General features: G+C 60.9%; 15 protein-coding genes. 11 read left to right on the forward strand and 4 right to left on the reverse strand.

The window, feature by feature from the left end:
* Positions 1-18: 18 nt before the first annotated feature.
* From Q0X28_RS00560 to Q0X28_RS00570, 3 genes are all read left to right on the forward strand, one after another.
* Positions 19-681: a TetR/AcrR family transcriptional regulator gene (locus tag Q0X28_RS00560; RefSeq protein ID WP_296238005.1), complete on the forward strand. Its 663-nt coding sequence runs from the start codon at positions 19-21 to the stop codon at positions 679-681.
* Positions 647-2,209, forward strand: a complete 1,563-nt coding sequence (locus tag Q0X28_RS00565; protein ID WP_298575439.1) for a glycerol-3-phosphate dehydrogenase/oxidase — start codon at positions 647-649, stop codon at positions 2,207-2,209. The genes Q0X28_RS00560 and Q0X28_RS00565 overlap by 35 nt, the downstream gene beginning before the upstream one ends.
* A gap of 195 nt (positions 2,210-2,404) precedes the next feature.
* Positions 2,405-3,310 carry a TetR/AcrR family transcriptional regulator gene (locus Q0X28_RS00570; protein ID WP_298575443.1) on the forward strand — a complete coding sequence of 302 codons (906 nt, stop codon included), beginning with the start codon at positions 2,405-2,407 and terminating at the stop codon, positions 3,308-3,310.
* Between the two features lie 16 nt (positions 3,311-3,326).
* Here Q0X28_RS00570 and purE read toward each other — a convergent pair whose 3' ends face one another.
* Complete coding sequence (purE, locus tag Q0X28_RS00575) at positions 3,327-3,839, reverse strand: 5-(carboxyamino)imidazole ribonucleotide mutase (RefSeq protein ID WP_296238154.1); 513 nt, start codon at positions 3,837-3,839, stop codon at positions 3,327-3,329.
* 85 nt (positions 3,840-3,924) lie between these two features.
* Positions 3,925-5,190 carry a 5-(carboxyamino)imidazole ribonucleotide synthase gene (locus Q0X28_RS00580; RefSeq protein WP_296238012.1) on the reverse strand — a complete coding sequence of 422 codons (1,266 nt, stop codon included), beginning with the start codon at positions 5,188-5,190 and terminating at the stop codon, positions 3,925-3,927.
* 155 nt (positions 5,191-5,345) lie between these two features.
* Here Q0X28_RS00580 and Q0X28_RS00585 point away from each other — a divergent pair, with 155 nt between their 5' ends.
* Positions 5,346-6,056 (forward strand): GtrA family protein, encoded by a 711-nt coding sequence (locus tag Q0X28_RS00585; RefSeq protein ID WP_296238015.1) that lies wholly within the window; start codon positions 5,346-5,348, stop codon positions 6,054-6,056.
* Positions 6,057-6,095: 39 nt separating this feature from the next.
* Here the strand turns inward: Q0X28_RS00585 and Q0X28_RS00590 are convergent, their stop codons facing one another.
* On the reverse strand, positions 6,096-6,857 hold the full coding sequence (locus Q0X28_RS00590) for a PH domain-containing protein (RefSeq protein ID WP_298575447.1): 762 nt from the start codon (positions 6,855-6,857) through the stop codon (positions 6,096-6,098).
* Positions 6,858-6,864: 7 nt separating this feature from the next.
* A complete protein-coding gene (locus Q0X28_RS00595; protein WP_298575450.1) occupies positions 6,865-7,956 on the reverse strand; it encodes a biotin--[acetyl-CoA-carboxylase] ligase in 1,092 nt (363 codons plus the stop codon).
* On the opposite strand from Q0X28_RS00595, the gene Q0X28_RS00600 reads away from it, so the two are divergent.
* The 7 genes from Q0X28_RS00600 (at position 7,949) to glpK (ending at position 16,899) form a co-directional block, all read left to right on the forward strand.
* Positions 7,949-9,559 (forward strand): acyl-CoA carboxylase subunit beta, encoded by a 1,611-nt coding sequence (locus Q0X28_RS00600; protein WP_296238022.1) that lies wholly within the window; start codon positions 7,949-7,951, stop codon positions 9,557-9,559. The genes Q0X28_RS00595 and Q0X28_RS00600 overlap by 8 nt on opposite strands.
* Positions 9,559-10,215: a Maf family protein gene (locus Q0X28_RS00605; RefSeq protein WP_296238024.1), complete on the forward strand. Its 657-nt coding sequence runs from the start codon at positions 9,559-9,561 to the stop codon at positions 10,213-10,215. The genes Q0X28_RS00600 and Q0X28_RS00605 overlap by 1 nt, the downstream gene beginning before the upstream one ends.
* A gap of 160 nt (positions 10,216-10,375) precedes the next feature.
* Complete coding sequence (locus Q0X28_RS00610; RefSeq protein ID WP_296238027.1) at positions 10,376-10,591, forward strand: acyl-CoA carboxylase subunit epsilon; 216 nt, start codon at positions 10,376-10,378, stop codon at positions 10,589-10,591.
* A gap of 107 nt (positions 10,592-10,698) precedes the next feature.
* Complete coding sequence (locus tag Q0X28_RS00615; protein ID WP_296238028.1) at positions 10,699-12,018, forward strand: TrpB-like pyridoxal phosphate-dependent enzyme; 1,320 nt, start codon at positions 10,699-10,701, stop codon at positions 12,016-12,018.
* Positions 12,019-12,258: 240 nt separating this feature from the next.
* The gene (locus Q0X28_RS00620; protein WP_296238030.1) at positions 12,259-13,176 is read left to right on the forward strand and encodes a sulfurtransferase; all 918 of its coding nucleotides are present in this window, start codon (positions 12,259-12,261) and stop codon (positions 13,174-13,176) included.
* 155 nt (positions 13,177-13,331) lie between these two features.
* Positions 13,332-15,125 carry a biotin carboxylase N-terminal domain-containing protein gene (locus Q0X28_RS00625; protein WP_298575454.1) on the forward strand — a complete coding sequence of 598 codons (1,794 nt, stop codon included), beginning with the start codon at positions 13,332-13,334 and terminating at the stop codon, positions 15,123-15,125.
* A gap of 253 nt (positions 15,126-15,378) precedes the next feature.
* A complete protein-coding gene (gene glpK, locus Q0X28_RS00630; protein ID WP_298575458.1) occupies positions 15,379-16,899 on the forward strand; it encodes a glycerol kinase GlpK in 1,521 nt (506 codons plus the stop codon).
* Positions 16,900-16,909: the final 10 nt, after the last annotated feature.

Consider the following 16,909-nt stretch of genomic DNA (forward strand, 5'->3'; position numbering starts at 1 on the left):
ATAAGGGAGTATTGAACCGTGCCTAAGTCACCTCAGAATCCAGAATCCACCACGATGTCGGTCGATGAAGCCATCATCCAAGCTGGCCTCAACTGCATCGTGCAAGATGGTGTACGCCGCACAACCATGGCTGGAATTGCCCGAGCTGCCCAAGTGAGCCGCCCTACCCTCTACCGCCGCTACAAGGACGTCACCGCCCTCGCCACGGCCCTCCTCACCCGGGAACTCCTCGATATTCTAGACACCGTGCCCCGTATGCCTTCGGATACCGAGGAATTGGTTGACACCATCGTGATCTACACCGACAAAGCGCGGAACAATAAATTCCTCCTGGCCATTATCGAGACAGATCCCGAACTGCTGACCACGTACTCCTTCCGACGCTTCGGCCAGAGCCAAATCGCTCTCATCCGCTACTTGGAAACTCTCATCAAACGAGTCCAGGTATCAGACGTGGCTCGTGCACACGGTGAAGAGCCGGAAGCAGCACTCCTCATCCGCCAGGACGATCCCCACGTCATGGCAACTATGATTCTGGTCATAACCCAGGCCGCTGCTCTCTCCGCACAGGCAGCCTCCTCCGGTTTTGGTAGTGATGACGTTTGGCGTGAAGAACTAACCAAAACATTGAAGGGATATTTATCTCATGACCTCGCAGGATCCTCGCGCACTGTCTCCTGAACTCCGCACCGAAACTCTCACGAAACTTGCTTCGATGCCGGCCGATGAGCTCGACATGATCATCATCGGCGCCGGCATCACCGGTGCCGGTGTGGCCCTCGACGCCGTTACCCGCGGTCTCAAAGTCGCCATCATCGAAAAAGAAGATATTGCCTTCGGCACCTCCCGTTGGTCCTCCAAGCTCGCCCACGGTGGCCTCCGCTACCTCGCCAAGATGGAACTCGGTATCGCCCACAGCTCCGCGGTCGAACGTGGCATCCTCTTGGAGGAGATTGCTCCGCACCTCGTCCACGCCATCGCCCAGGTCGTTCCGCTGAACGACGCCGCCACCACCGTCCAGCAGGGCGCTTCCCGCGTCGGCTTCATCGGTGGCGACCTCCTCCGTATGGCTGCCGGCACCTCCGGAGATATTCTTCCCCACTCCCATTACCAGAGCGTCTCCAAGACCCTCGAAATGTGCCCCGGCGTCGCCCGCGAAGGCCTCAAGGGCTCCTGGGTCTTCTACGACGGCCAGATGATTGACGACGCCCGTATCGTTACCTGCGCCATCCGTACTGCCGCAGAAAAGGGCTGCCTCGTCCTCACTCACGCCGCCTGCAGTGACGTAACCGGCACCTCTGTCACCGTCACCGACCAACTGGGCGGCAAGAGCTTCACCCTCAACGCCAAGTCCGTGGTCTCCGCCGCCGGTGTCTGGGCAGGACACATCGACAACGAGATCAAGCTCCGTCCCGCCCGCGGCACCCACCTGGTGATCGACGCAGCTAAGATGGGCAACCCCACTGGCCAGCTCACTGTGCCGCTGCCTGGCTCCATTTCCCGCTACCTCTTCGCCATCCCAGAGCAGCTCGGACGCATCTACTTGGGTCTTACCGACGAAGAAACCCGCGGCGAGATCGTCGACGTTCCCCCCACTCCGGAAGAGGACATCGACTTCCTCCTCAAGAACTTCAACAGCGCCCTGGAAGTGAAGCTCACCCGCGATGACGTCATCGGCGCTTTCACCGGCTACCGCCCGCTCATCGACTCCGGTGAAGGCGGATCCACCTCGGACATGTCCCGTCGCCACGCCATCATCGAAGCTAAGAACGGCCTCATCTCCATCGTGGGCGGCAAGTTCACCGAGTACCGCCTCATGGCAGAAGAGACCGTTGACGAGGTTGTCAAGCGTCGCCACCTGAGCGCTGGCCCTTGCGTCACCCGCACCACCCCCTTCATCGGTGCTCCCAAGCACCCTGCCTCTGTCGGCGTTTCCAAGGCGGATCTGGACAAACTGCCTGCCTCGCTGGTCGCTCGTTTTGGCTACGAAGCCCCCAACGTCGTTTCCTCCTGCCCGGCCGAGCGCCCGCTGGAGCAGGTTGCTGACATGGACATCACCCGTGCTGAGTTCGCCTATGCTGTCACCCACGAAGGCGCTATGACCGTCGACGACATTCTGGATCGCCGCACCCGCGTCGGCCTGGTGAAGAAGGACCGCGACGCTGCCCTTCCCACCGCCCAGGAAATGATCGACACCCTGGTCAAGTAGGACACAATCTACGGCAACTTTATTAACTCTTCCCGGTGTGCCTAGTAGCTGTTTACTAGGCACACCGGTTTTCTTGCTCCGTGTAAGAAAAAAGCGGCACTAAATCCCGTAGCATAGTGGGCGAGCCACAATATACACTCCTCCCCCCCCCGGCAGCGCAGTGGCCTGCGCGCCATTCAATTTTCACTCTTCCATATGACCACACCACATAACTCCGTCCCCTACTCGTGGAACTTGCCCCTCAATATTGACGGCAAGATCCTCGGTGCAGCCTATGACGTCATTATGGAAAAGGGCATCGACAACACGACGATCTCTGAAATTGCAAGCCGCGCAGGGATTTCTAGGCCAACTCTGTATCGTCGCTTTAACGACATCAACGCCGTATTCTATTCCCTCGTTACCTCCATCATGCTGGACGTAATGAACCAGTGCTATCGACTTGTCGACACCGTCGAGGAACTCATCGATACCCTCCTCGACTTCGTCATCCGCGTACGCGAACAGCCCATTTTCGATCAACTCGCACGCTCCGAACGCGGCTTCCTAGCTAACTATTTCGTTATGCGCCTTGGTATCTCACAACGGGAATCGCTTGCAGTGCTGGCCTCCCTCATCCACCACTGCCGGGCTGTCGACCCCAGCCAGCTACGCGACGAAGACGACATGGAACTCGCCGCCATGGTCATCATGATGCTGCAAGGCACCAGCCTCTCCGTCGGCTCCATGTCCCGTATCATCTCCAATGCCACCTGGCGCCGGCAGCTCAAATACGCACTCACTGGGCTCCTCAGCCCCTCCGCTGACATCCCCCCAACAGAAATCCCGCCCAGCCCAGAAACCAGCGCAATCAACCAACGCTCCCACTTCATCTCCCCCGGTCTCCCCGAAGCTGAACCGATGAGTCCCCCTGCCCGCTTCATGACAGACATCTCAAAACCGAAGAACACCGGCCGGCGTACGTCAACCCGCACCTCCACCCGCGGGACAGCGGGCAAATCATCTGAGCAACAATCACGTGCAGATGACACATCAACCCCGGCCAACACACAAAAGAGCGCGAACAACAGCACTCGCCACTCCCCGCGCTCTGCCCGGTAGACTGCGCCTGCCCGGTCTACCGATCCTGTTCCAAGCGGTTCTGCAAAGCCGCGTGTTTACCCACGACCTCATCTTCCATCCCCGCCATAAAGGCCTCCATCTTAGCCCGCACTTCCGCATCAGCCGCACCAATAATGCGAGCAGCCAACAAGCCGGCATTCTTCGCGCCATCAATCGACACCGTAGCTACCGGCACGCCAGCGGGCATCTGCACGATCGACAACAGCGAATCCATCCCCTCCAGGTTCTTCAAAGCACGCGGGATACCAATAACAGGCAAAGCCGTGGCCGCTGCCATCATGCCTGGCAGATGTGCGGCACCACCGGCACAGGCAATGATGCACTGCAGCCCCCGGCCAGCTGCCTCCTTGCCGTAATCCAGCATGCGCTGCGGAGTACGGTGCGCCGAATACACACCCACCTCCCACGGGATACCGAACGTATCCAGGGCTTCCACCGCCGGCTCAACCGTCGGCCAGTCGGAATCTGACCCCATCACAATTCCCACCAAAGGGTTGGAGGATGCCATCGTCGTCACCTTTCTTCACGCCTTACCTGGCGCTCATCCATCTCAGTATTGCTGTCGTTCACGTCGCCGGCTTAGGCACGCTGGTTCACTCGTCAGCCGGCATCCCGGTATGCGGGTCCCAGCCATCCAGCCACTCTGCCGCGGACATCCAATGTGCCGCCAACTCCGCTTCCCGCTGTACTTTCGCCACATAGACGGGGTCCTCAACCGAACCACCCAGCGGGCCACACACGTTGACATGTCCCAGTTTACGGCCCGGACGCTCGCCTTTTCCGTACATATGCAGCTTCACATTGGGGAAGCGCGCAAACAGGTGATGAGCCCGCTCGTCCATCGTCATCTCCGGAGTCTCCGGTGCACCCAACACGTTGGCCATCACCGTAAACGGGACACGCATGGAGACGTCCCCCAACGGATAATCCAAAACCGCCCGAATGTGCTGCTCGAACTGGCTGGTAATGCACCCGTCCTGCGTCCAATGCCCAGTGTTATGGGGGCGCATCGCCAATTCATTAACCAGCAAAGAGTTATCCGGCAGCAAGAACAGCTCCACCGCCAGCACCCCTGTTACCCCCAGCTCCTGGGCAATGCGCAGCCCCAATTGTTGGGCAGCTGTCGCTACTTCCGCCGGCAGACCGGGCGCAGGAGCCATCGCAACAGCACAAATACCCTGCTGCTGGATGGATTGGGTGACGGGCCATACTGCCCCTTGCCCCTCTGGTGATTGAGCGACCAGGGCAGACAATTCCACCACCCACGGCACTTTCCACTCGCCCAGCATCGTCATCTCATGCTCCGTGATACCTGTGCGCACAATCTCCTGTGCCTCAGCAAGCGTCTTCGGGGCCCACACCCCATGGCCGTCGTATCCGCCACGCGCCGTCTTAATGATGACCTCGCCGTTGTTCTCCTCCCAGAACCGCGCCACATCGTCATCGTTCTGCAGATGGGCAAACGGGGGCACCGGAGCACCAATCTCCTGCAGACGCCGCCGCATCTTCAGTTTGTCCTGGGCAAAAATGAGGGCGCTCGGCCGCGGCTGGAAGTTCACACCCTCCGCCAGCAACGTCGCCAGCACGTCCTGAGGAACATGCTCATGGTCAAAGGTCACCACATCCGCCCCCTGTGCAGCAGTACGGATCGCCTCCACATCCGTATGCTCGCCGATCACCACGTCGGGGGTAACCTGGGCGGCAGATTCCGTAGGACCAGGAGACACCACCCGCAACGTCTGCCCCAGCTCGATGGCCGCCTGGGCCGTCATGCGAGCCAGCTGCCCACCTCCAATCATGGCGACCTTGGGCATAATACGTTCGGTGACGGGGGGATACTTACGTGGCGCGGTAGGCATAGGGCAGCACTCTTCCGGCAGGAGCAGGATGGATAGCGAATAATGCCATGTCGCCCGGAATCCCTCCGCCGGTCTATACCGACGCAGAGGGGGTCGACCTGGCATTCCATGTCCATTGTGTCACGTCAACGGCATAAGAAGGTAAGCTGACTTTTGTGAAAATAGAAGAGTCCCTCCTCAAACTTATGCCGGAGAAGTGGCGCCCCTTCCTCATCAAGCATCGCGAATTCATCCGCTTCGGCATCGTCGGTGGCATTACCTTCGTCATCGACAACGGCATTTTCTATGCCTTGACACTTACTGTCATGCAGCAGAAAGCCACCATGGCCAAAATTCTGGCCGTCACCATCGCTGTCGTCTGCTCATATGTTCTGAACTCCGAATGGGCATTCCAAGAACGTGGTGGAAAACGTAGCAGGCGCGAAGCGACCTTCTTCTTCATCGTCTCCGGAATCGGCATTCTCATCAACGCCATCCCACTGTGGTTCTCCCGCAACATTCTGGGACTCGCCCTGGTGAGCCACGGCGGACGCCTCACCTCACAGCTTGCCGTGTCTCTCTGGGACTTTCTCTTCGGTTCCATCATCGGCATGCTGCTAGCCATGCTGTGGCGTTGGTGGGCCTTCGACAAGTTTGTCTTCCCCAAAGCCCCCGAAATGGAAGAGATGGCAAAGCCCCATCGCGCCCCCAAGTTTGCACCAGGTGAAGCAGTGTCTATGACGCAAGACTGGAAGCAGCACTCCCGCCGCCAGACCCCCATCCGGAAGGGAACCGTCGCCAGTCGCGCTGTTGCCCGGCGGGAACGCTACCGCACGCCAGAAGAGCGGATGGCAGCAAAGCCCACGCAAGCTGACCTCAACATGTAGGCGCCATCGCCCCTACAGCGTCCTCTTTCACCCTCCCCGTTAGCGTCGGAATAATCCGCGCCGGCGGGGAGGTTTTTGTACACCCCCGCCATAAACGGCAGTGTTCCCTCGCACCGTATAAGGAGGACGGTAAGGAACCCCAGGGGGTGGCTGCAGAGGCTGCTGTAGCGGAGTCTGCGCCGGCGACTGGTAAGTAGCAAGTGGAGGCATTGGCGCATAACCTGCCCCCACTGGTGGATAAGCGGGATAGCCTTCGGCTGGTGCGTAGTACGCCCGTTGTGGATAGGCGCCTGTGCGCTGCAACTCGGCACTTCCCGAGCGCACGAAACTCTCCAGATCGTGCGGGTGCGGAACCCGGTCAAACTGCAGTCCACCGAGTTCATAGCTAGAAATATGAACAGTACCGTAGTGCAGCATGCGGCCTATCAACGATTGCTCCACATCCACCGCTTGTAGCCAAGCCAACGACACAGAGAGGGTTTCTTTACGGAACACTCCCTGTCGGAACACCACGCGGTCGCTGGTGACCACGATGGAGGATCCCAACCAGCGCAAGACCGGCATGACGACCCACACCAGCAGCACCGTCACCATCGCCAGGATAAGTGCAGCCTGCAGAATGTCCCGGAGGACTTCCTCCTGGAGAGTGTCGGATAGCCCCAGCAGTAGCATCACGAGCATGACCGTCAGGATGGCCCGCATGGTTGGACGAGCCAGGCTGATCCAGTGGGGGCGCTCGTGAATGAGAATCTCCTCACCCGGGTCGAGGATCTTCTCTGGGTAGTCACCGCTTCTCTTCATAACTCAATCATGGCAGGTAGCAGCCTCCTCCGCGAACATGTCGCACATCACCAGCTCGCACCGCCTGGACTGCTCCACCAGCTGTGCGCAACAACAGACAGCCATCCTCCGCTACATCCACTGCTGTTCCATGAGCCATCGCCCCACCCGGTAGCTGCACATCCACCTCCTGGCCAATGGTGGAGCAGCGGTCAACAAAATCTTCCAGCATCGCGGTGCCACCCTGCCGCCATTCCCGCACCCTCCGATCAAGTTCTGTGAAGATGGCGATAGCGAGATTCTCCCGGCTGGGTGTGCGGTCTCCCAGGACCATCGCCAACGACACGGCGTAGTCAACCGGCAGTTCATCGGCAGACTGGGTGACGTTGATACCTACCCCTGGCACAATCGCGGCGGCGCTACTGCCATCGGGGTAGGTACGATCCACCGCCGCCATCTCCACCAGCATGCCTGCCAGTTTCCCGCCATTGCAGAGAATGTCGTTAGGCCATTTGAGAGAAAGATCGATTTCTCCCGGAGCCCCACTGGCGCTTCCCGCACCGACACCCGCATCAACGCCGACCTCCCGGAGGGCACTGCGAAGCCCATCAATCACTGCCACCCCCGTTGCTAAAGGCAGCAGCGCCCATCGTTGGGGCGTGACCGTACGTGTGCGGATAAGAGCCGAGAAACTGATGGAAGAATGGGGCGGGGCGACAAAACTGCGGGTGTAGCGGCCCCTGCCGTTGGTCTGGTATTCGGCCAATAGTAAAGCCCGGTCGCAGGTAGGGTCCGTGGTGGCTCGCTGCACCATATCGCTATTGGTGGAACCCGTGACGTCCGCTACCTCCAAGGACTGCCAGGTAGTTGTGGGAGTGTCAACCAGAGCAGCGCGCATAAGGGCAACATCGAGTGGACGAGTGGGAACGAGCGGCATGAGGACTCCACGGGGAAGAAAAACTGATGGCGCAGCTAAGGGCACCATCATCTTGTTAGCCATTCTACGGGGTGCACTGTGCATGAGGTGAGGGGTGGTGGAGTCGAGATTTTTGCGGGAAAGCCCAACCTGGTCCATGCCCGGTTCTCCAGAAAGGCCGCAGTTGAGTAAGCTAATGCTCATGAGTAATGGCGCACCTAGTATTCACACCACTGCCGGCAAGCTGAACGAGCTTCGTCGCCGCATGGCCGAAGCCGAGGCACCTGTCGGCGCCGAGGCTATTGAGAAAGTTCACGAGGCTGGTTTGATGACCGCTCGCGAACGCATTGTGGCGTTGTTCGACGAAGGCTCCTTCGTGGAAACCGATGCGCTGGCGAAGAGCCGCTCCAACTCCTACGACCTGGCATTCTTCAAACCGGTGGGAGACGGCGTGGTTACCGGCTACGGTACCGTCGATGGCCGCTCGGTATGCGCCTTCTCCGTTGATTCCACCGTACTGGGAGGCAGCTTCGGCGAGGTGACAGGAGAGAAGATCGTCAAGATCCTTGACCTTGCTATTAAAACCGGCCGGCCGCTCGTCACCATTATTGACGGCCGCGGTGCCCGACTACAGGAAGGCGTTAACTCGCTGGCCTTCTATGGAGAGATCTTCCAGCGTCTGGTGAAGGCCTCCGGCCTCATTCCACAAATCTCTGTGGTACTGGGTCAGAGCTCCGGTGGCAATGTTTTCGCCTCCGCGCTGCAGGACTTCGTCATCATGGTGCGTGGTCAGTCGGAGATGCTCTTCGGTACCCCCGAAATGATCGCCGAGCGAGGCGAAGGCAAGTCCACCCAGGAAATGGGTGGCGCGGACGTTCACATGGAAAAGACAGGCCTCTGTCATTACGTGGCCGACGACGAATCAGACGCCCTCACCTACGCCAAGGAACTACTCGCCCACCTGCCCTCCAACAACCGGGCAGAAGCCCCCAAACAGCCCTGGGTGAAGCTTCCCGGTGCACCCGGAAGCCACCCACGTCCGGAGGATCTGGAACTCGACGCCATTATTCCCGACTCCGATGCCGCCACCTACGACATGATGGAGATCATTACCCGGTTCGTTGACGATGGCGACTTCCTGGAAGTGCAGGCAGGTCGCGCCGCCAATATGCTAACCGGTTTTGCCCGCATCGAAGGCCGCTCCGTCGCAGTCGTCGCCAACCAGCCGCAGGTTCTCGCCGGCGCGATTGACAAGGCTGCCGCCGACAAAGCCGCCCGCTTCATCCGCACCTGCGATGCCTTCAACATTCCCATCGTCACCCTGGTGGATGTGCCCGGCTTCCTCCCCTCTCTGGAAGAAGAACAAGCCGGCTCCGTACGCTCCGCCGCCAAGCTTTTCTACGCCTACGGTGAAGCCGCCACCCCACGTGTCACCGTCGTCGTGCGTAGAGCCTTCGGCGAAGCCTACAACGCCATGGGCTCCAAGCACCTCGGCGCCGACATCAACCTGGCCTGGCCGACCGCCCAGATCGCCATCGACGATGCCGCAAATTCCGTTCCCCGCCTGCACCATCAGCAGCTCGCAGAGGCTGCCGAGAAGGGCGAGGATGTAGAAGCCCTCACCGCGAAGCTACAGGCCGAGTACGAAACACAGGTGGTCAACCCGTACATCGCCGCGGAACGCGGTTTTGTGGACTCCGTCATTCCGCCATCGCACACACGGGACGAAATCGCCATCGCACTGCGCCTTCTCGAGCGCAAGGTGGTCCCCAGCTACCCGAAGCGCCACGGCAACATCCCGCTGTAATGACCACTGTGGTGTTGGGGTCGGCCTCGCCGTCCCGCCTACACATTCTTCGCAGCGGCGGAATTGAACCCTTCGTCCTCGTCTCCACGGCAGATGAGGACGAACTCAAGCGGCACTTCCCCGCAGGCCCCACACTGGTGCAACAGCTCGCTGCCGCCAAAGCCGCAAACGTTGCCCACCAACTGTGTACCGCCCACCCGACAGTGGCAGCTGACGCACTTGTCATTGGCTGCGATTCCATGCTGCTCACTGCAACCGGTGAGCTGGTAGGAAAACCCCTTTCGGTAGAACGCACCATCGCCCACTGGCAACATGTACGCGGCACCTCTGCACAACTCCTCACCGGGCACACCGTTATTCGCCTAACGGAAGGCTCAGAGGCCACCGCCTCCGCCATCACCCGCACTGTCGTACACTTTGGTACCCCCACTGACGACGATATCCGCCGCTATGCCGAATCCGGTGAGCCCCTCAACTGTGCCGGCGCCTTTACCCTGGAGGCGCTCGGCGGCTGGTTTATTGATGCCATCGAAGGGGACCCCTCCAACGTGATCGGGCTCAGCCTGCCCACCCTTCGCCGACTCGCTGCCGAAGTGGGACTGAGCGCCACCAGCCTGTGGAATATTGCCGCCAGTTCGCCGGCAGGAGAAAAGTGACGGACCACCGCACAGTAATTAGGTTTTTCGCACCACCGCGCTAAACTGTTATTTTACGTAGCAGCATAAAAGCGCTGGATACCGCCAACGCATCGGGAGCGGGAGCTGAAGAGCAACCCACTTGCCGCCCCGCGAGACTGACAGTAAGAAGGGTAAACGGATGACCGTAAAGCCGGACGTGGTTTTCGACGTCGTTAAAGGTAACCCCACTGAAGCAGAAGTTGCCGCCATCGGTGAAGCTCTCCGTACCATGGCCCTCGCCGCCTCGACCGACACCATGCCGCAGGTCACCAACGCCCTCAACAACTGGGGTGACGTGAACCGTCAGTTCGCCCCCGTGCTCGCCTACGCTCCTACCGCCTACGTCAACCTCTAGGCGCCACTCACATCTCTCGGGACTACTTCCACCCCAAAACAGCGTCCGCTACCGCAGTAGCCCCACTCAAATGGATTTCCCCTGATCGTGGTGAGAGACTGTCAAGTATGACTGTCGAACTTTCCCCGAATACTAAAGTCGTCTTGGACGAATCCGAGATGCCCACCAAGTGGTACAACCTCAACGCTGACTTCCCCGAGCCCTGCGCCCCACACCTCCACCCGGTCACCCAAGAGCCCGTCACCGAAGCTGACCTCCAACCGCTCTTCTCCGCCGAACTCTGCCACCAGGAGCTCACCAAAGACCGCTACGTAGAAATCCCCGAGCCGATCCGACGGCTCTACACGCAGTGGCGCCCCAGCCCCCTCTACCGCGCCCGTCGCCTAGAAGAGGCACTTGGCACTTCTGCCCGCATCTACTACAAGTACGAAGGTGTGAGCCCCGTCGGCTCGCACAAGACCAACACCGCTCTGCCGCAGGCCTACTACAACAAGATCGAAGGCATCGAGCACCTCACCACCGAGACGGGTGCTGGTCAATGGGGAGCCGCCCTCAGCTACGCGGGCGCCATGTTCGACATTGACGTTCAGGTGTGGCAGGTCCGCACCTCCTACGAATCCAAGCCCTACCGCCGCATGCTCATGGACCTCTACGGAGGACGCTGCTACAGCTCCCCCACCATGGACACCAAAGCCGGCCGCGCCATGAACGAAAAGTTCCCTGGCACCACCGGATCCCTCGGCATGGCCATCTCCGAAGCCGTCGAAGTAGCCCTCGGCGACGAGAAAACCCACTACACCCTGGGCTCCGTGCTCAACCACGTAATGCTCCACCAGACCGTCATCGGTGAAGAAACCCTCCTCCAGCTCAAGAAGTTCGGAGAAGAACAAGCCGACTACGTCTTCGGCTGCGCTGGTGGCGGCTCCAACCTGGCCGGCCTCTCCTTCCCCTTCATCCGGGAAATTATCGCCGGCAACTGCACCACCAAAGTTGTTGCCGTAGAACCCGCCTCCTGCCCCTCCATGACAGAAGGCGAATTCCGCTACGACTTCGGTGACGTCGCCCAAACCACCCCACTCATGAAGATGTACACCATGGGTGCAGACTTCGTACCGGACCCCATCCACGCCGGTGGCCTCCGGTACCATGGCATGGCTCCCATGGTGTCCCACGCCTACCACCTGGGCCTCATGGACGCCATGGCACTCCCGCAGGAAACCACCTTCAAAGCCGGTCGCCTGCTCGCCCGCACCGAAGGCATCGTGCCCGCCCCCGAGTCCACCCACGCACTCGCCGGCGCACTCCTGGAAGCCCGCAAGCACCAAGGTACCCCCGGCAGCGGCCCATCCATCGTCATCGGCCTCTCCGGCCATGGCCTCCTCGACATGCCCTCCTATGCCCAGGTCGGCATGCTGGAAAGCTTCTAACTGACAAGCGGCGAAACACGCCCCTCCGCGGGTACCCACCCCCGGACACCCACCGTGCCGCCGCTCACCAGTACAAGCACCCCGAACACCGTCACCCACCCCACACCCTGCAGCAAGAAGATGGGTGACGGTGTTCCATTCATTCAGCAGAGCGTCTCCAGAAAAACTAGAATCACAGATGAAAACTACCTTGCGCCCTGCAACTTCACACCCCACAACTTCACGCCCCAGGAGGACAGCGTGCCCGCGCCCTACGATCACAACCCGCGGTTCAACGACTACGCGCACCCAGAGCGCCTCGTCTCCACCGAATGGCTCGCTGAACACCTCGACTACCCAGGGCTCCGCATCCTCGAATGCAACGAAGACGGCCTCCTCTACGACATCGGCCACGTCCCCGGCGCGCTCCGCCTCGACTGGCACAAAGACCTCTTCGACCCCAACATCCGCGACTTCATCAACGGACAACACTTCGCCAGCCTGATGCGCCGCCTGGGTATCCGCCAAAACGACACCGTCGTCCTCTACGGCGACAAATCCAACTGGTGGGCCGCCTACGCACTGTGGGTCTTCGCCCTCTTTGGCCACACCGACATCCGCCTCCTCGACGGCGGCCGCGACGCCTGGTTCCTCGAAGAGCGTCCCACCAGCTTCGCTGTTCGCACCTACCCAGAGTCCGACTACCCCATCGTCGAACGCCACGACGACAACCTCCGCGTCTACCGTCAAGACGTACTCGCCGCACTCGGCTCCTCCCTCATCATCGACACTCGAAGCCGCGACGAGTACGTTGGCAACACCCTCTCTCCCCACCTCTCCAGCGCCGTCTCCCGCCGCGGACACATCCCCACCGCCTTCAACATCCCCTGGAACCGTGCAGTCGGCCCCGACTCCCGCTTCCTCCCCCGCACCACCCTCGAAGACATCTACGACGGAGTCTGCTCCCCTGACGACGAACACGACGTCATCACCTACTGCACCATGGGAGAACAAGCCAGCCACACCTGGTTCGTCCTCACCTACCTGCTCGGCTGCGACTGTGCCTACAACTATGACGGCTCTTGGTCCGAGTGGGGAACCGCCGTACGGATGCCCATTGTGCAAGGCACCGCCCCCGGATCCGTCCCCTTCCCCCTCCCCCTCAGCACCCGCCACTAAACACAACCGCACCCACCATCAGACAAAACAGCAGCACAACCCAAGGCTACGTGCCCACTTTGTTCGGTGAAACCGGCGGGAAGGCGTAGACTTGGGTAAGGTTTGACCCGGTAAAATTCCCCTTTACGGGAAAAGAAAAGTCACAGGAGAGAAGATTGTCCGCTAACGCAACAGCAACGATCAACAAAGTACTAGTTGCGAACCGCGGCGAAATTGCCGTCCGCGTCATCCGTGGTGCCCGCGACGCAGGCATCCCCAGCGTCGCCGTCTACGCCGACCCAGATGCCGACGCCCCCTTCGTCAGCCTCGCCGACGAAGCCATAGCCCTGCACGGCTCCACCGGCGCCGAAACCTACCTCAATATCGAAAAGCTGCTCGCCGCAGCAGAAGCCACCGGCGCCAACGCCATCCACCCCGGCTACGGCTTCCTCTCCGAGAACGCCGACTTCGCCCAAGCCGTCATCGACGCCGGCTACATCTGGATCGGCCCCCCGCCAGAAGCCATCCGCAAACTCGGCGACAAAGTCACCGCCCGCCACATCGCCGAACGCGCCAACGCCCCCATGGCAGCCGGCACCAAAAACCCCGTCAAAGACGCCGACGAAGTCATCGCCTTCGCCGAAAAATACGGCTGCCCAATCGCCATCAAAGCCGCCTTCGGCGGCGGCGGACGCGGCATGAAAGTCGCCCACAGCATCGACGAAATCCCCGAACTCTTCGACTCCGCCACCCGTGAAGCCACCGCCGCCTTCGGCCGCGGCGAATGCTTCGTCGAACAATACCTCGACCGTGCCCGCCACGTCGAAGCCCAAATCCTCGCCGACCAACACGGCAACGTCATCGTCGTCGGCACTCGCGACTGCACCCTGCAGCGCCGCTTCCAGAAACTCGTCGAAGAAGCCCCCGCCCCCTTCCTCACCCCCGAACAGGAAGAAAAGATCCACACCTCCGCCCGCGCCATCTGCCGTGAATCCGGCTACTACGGCGCCGGCACCGTCGAATACATGGTGCAAGGTGACACCATCTCCTTCCTCGAAGTCAACACCCGCCTCCAGGTAGAACACCCCGTCACCGAAGAAACCACCAACCTCGACCTAGTACTGCGACAGTTCGACATCGCCGAAGGCAAAGAACTCGACATCGCCGAAGACCCCAAGCCAGTCGGCCACGCCTTCGAATTCCGCATCAACGGCGAAGACCCCGGCCGCAACTTCCTCCCCGCCCCCGGTACCGTCACCCGCTACCAAGAACCCTCCGGCCCCGGTGTCCGCGTTGACTCCGGCGTCCGCGAAGGCGACATCGTCGGCGGCGAATTCGACTCCATGCTGGCCAAACTCATCGTATGGGGCGAAAACCGCGACAACGCCCTCGCCCGCGCCCGTCGCGCCCTCGCCGAATACCACATCGAAGGCCTCGCCACCACCGTAGACTTCCACCGCCACATCGTCTCCAACCCCGACTTCGTAGGCGACGGCAACAGCTTCGACGTCTTCACCAAGTGGATCGAAACCGAATGGAAGAACCCCTTCGACGCCGCTGAAGAAGACCCCGACGCCGTCCAGATGGAACACCTCCCCAACCAGATCGTGGTTGTCGAAGTAGACGGAAAACGCATGGAAGTCAGCCTGCCGGCAGACTTCGTTGTCCGCGGTTCCCGCCCCGCCAAAGTACGCAAACCCCGCCCCCGCGCATTCTCCTCCAACTCTGGATCCTCCGCCTCCGGCGACACCATCATCGCCCCCATGCAAGGCACCGTCGTCAAGGTGGCCGTCGAAGAAGGCCAAGTCGTCGAAGAAGGCGACCTCGTCATCGTGCTCGAAGCCATGAAGATGGAAAACCCCGTGGTAGCCCACCAAGCCGGCACCATCACCAACCTCTCCGTCGAGCCCGGCACCCCCGTCACCCCCGGCACCGCCATGTGCAAGATTCTGCAAGACGACGCCGAATAACACACCCCACACCAACAGCACACGCTCCCCGCTCCGCCACAGGCCGGGGAGCGTGGCGTATATCTCTTCCTACCGTGGCAACCCAGCTAGCTCACACCCACGCCACACAGCGCCCCATAACCCCCATACCACCTGCGAAAAAGCCACCCAACCAGCACCACAACCGCCCACCGTCAGGTTGCTCCCACACGCCCCTCCCCACGCCCAGCTTCGGTATATTTGGAGTAACTCTGATGCCGAAAAGGAGCATTACATGCCTAGCTCTCGCTATGTTATTGCCCTTGATCAAGACACCGTTTTCACTCACTGCTCTGTCTTCGATCACGATGGAAAACTGGTGGCCACCACCGAACGAGACCATCGCCAGATCCTCCCCTCCCCCGGATACGTCGAACACGATCCCATGGAAATCTGGAAAAACGCCCGTCTGACCCTCGCAGAAGTCCTCGCCGTCCTCGAAATCACCTCCAATGACGTCGCCGCACTCGGAATCACCAACCAACGCGAAACCGCCGTACTCTGGGACAAGACCACCGGCCTCCCCATCTGCAACGCCATCGTCTGGCAAGACACTCGCTCCCATGACTGCCTCAACCAAGTAGTCAACAAGATCGGCGAAGACCGCATCCGCGAACTCACCGGCCTACCCCCCACCATCTACTTCGCCGCACCCCGCATCAAATGGATGCTCGACAACGTCGAAGGCGCCCGCCAACTCGCCGACGAAGGCAACCTCCTCTTCGGAACCATGGACACCTGGCTCATCTGGAACCTCACCGGAGGCGCCCAAGGCTCCGTCGACGGCCCCGCCAAACACATCACCGACGTCTCCAACGCCTCCCGCACCATGCTCATGAACATCGAGACATGCAAGTGGGACGACGAACTCCTCGAAGCCTTCAACATCCCCAAGAGCATCCTCCCCCGCATCTGCTCCAGCTCAGACGTCTTCGGACACGTCCGCCGCCGCGGACCCCTCCCCGGCGTCCCCATCTCCGGCATCCTCGGCGACCAACAAGCCGCCGCCTTCGGCCAAGCCTGCCTCTCCGCCGGCGAAGCCAAAATCTCCTACGGCACCGGCAACAGCCTCCTCCTCAACGTCGGACCCGAACCCGCCGACCCCGCAGACGGCCTCATCTCTACAGTCTTCTACCGCCTCGGCGACGAAGAACCCGTATACGCCCTCGAAGGCTCCATCGCCGTCACCGGCCTCGCCGTCCGCTGGCTCCGCGACAACATGGGCTTCTTCAACTCCTCCGACGACATCGAAGCCCTCGCCGCAGAAGTCGACGACAACGGCGGCGTCTACTTCGTCCCCGCATTCTCCGGCATCATGGCACCCCGCTGGCGCGACGACGCCCGCGGCACCATCGTCGGCCTCACCCGCTTCGCCAACCGCAACCACATCGCCCGGGCCGCCCTAGAAGCAACCGCCTACCAAACCCGCGAAGTCGCCGAAGCCATGCGCAAACAAGCCGACATCCAACTCAAAACCGTCAAAGTCGACGGCGCCATGACCGAAAACAAACTACTCATGCAGTTCCAAGCCGACATGCTCAACTGCCCCGTAGTACGCGGCGGTCTCCGCGAAAACGCCGCCCTCGGCGCCGCCTACGCAGCCGGCCTGGCCGTCCACTTCTGGAGCTCCACCGACGAAATCCGGGCCAACTGGATCCCCAACGACATGTGGCGTCCCACCATGAAAGAAAACACCCGCGAAGAACTCTTCCACAACTGGAACAAAGCCGTGGAACGCTCACTCGACTGGGCCTAACCCCCACACC

The organism is uncultured Lawsonella sp., from assembly GCF_947252745.1.
Lineage (GTDB): Bacteria > Actinomycetota > Actinomycetes > Mycobacteriales > Mycobacteriaceae > Lawsonella.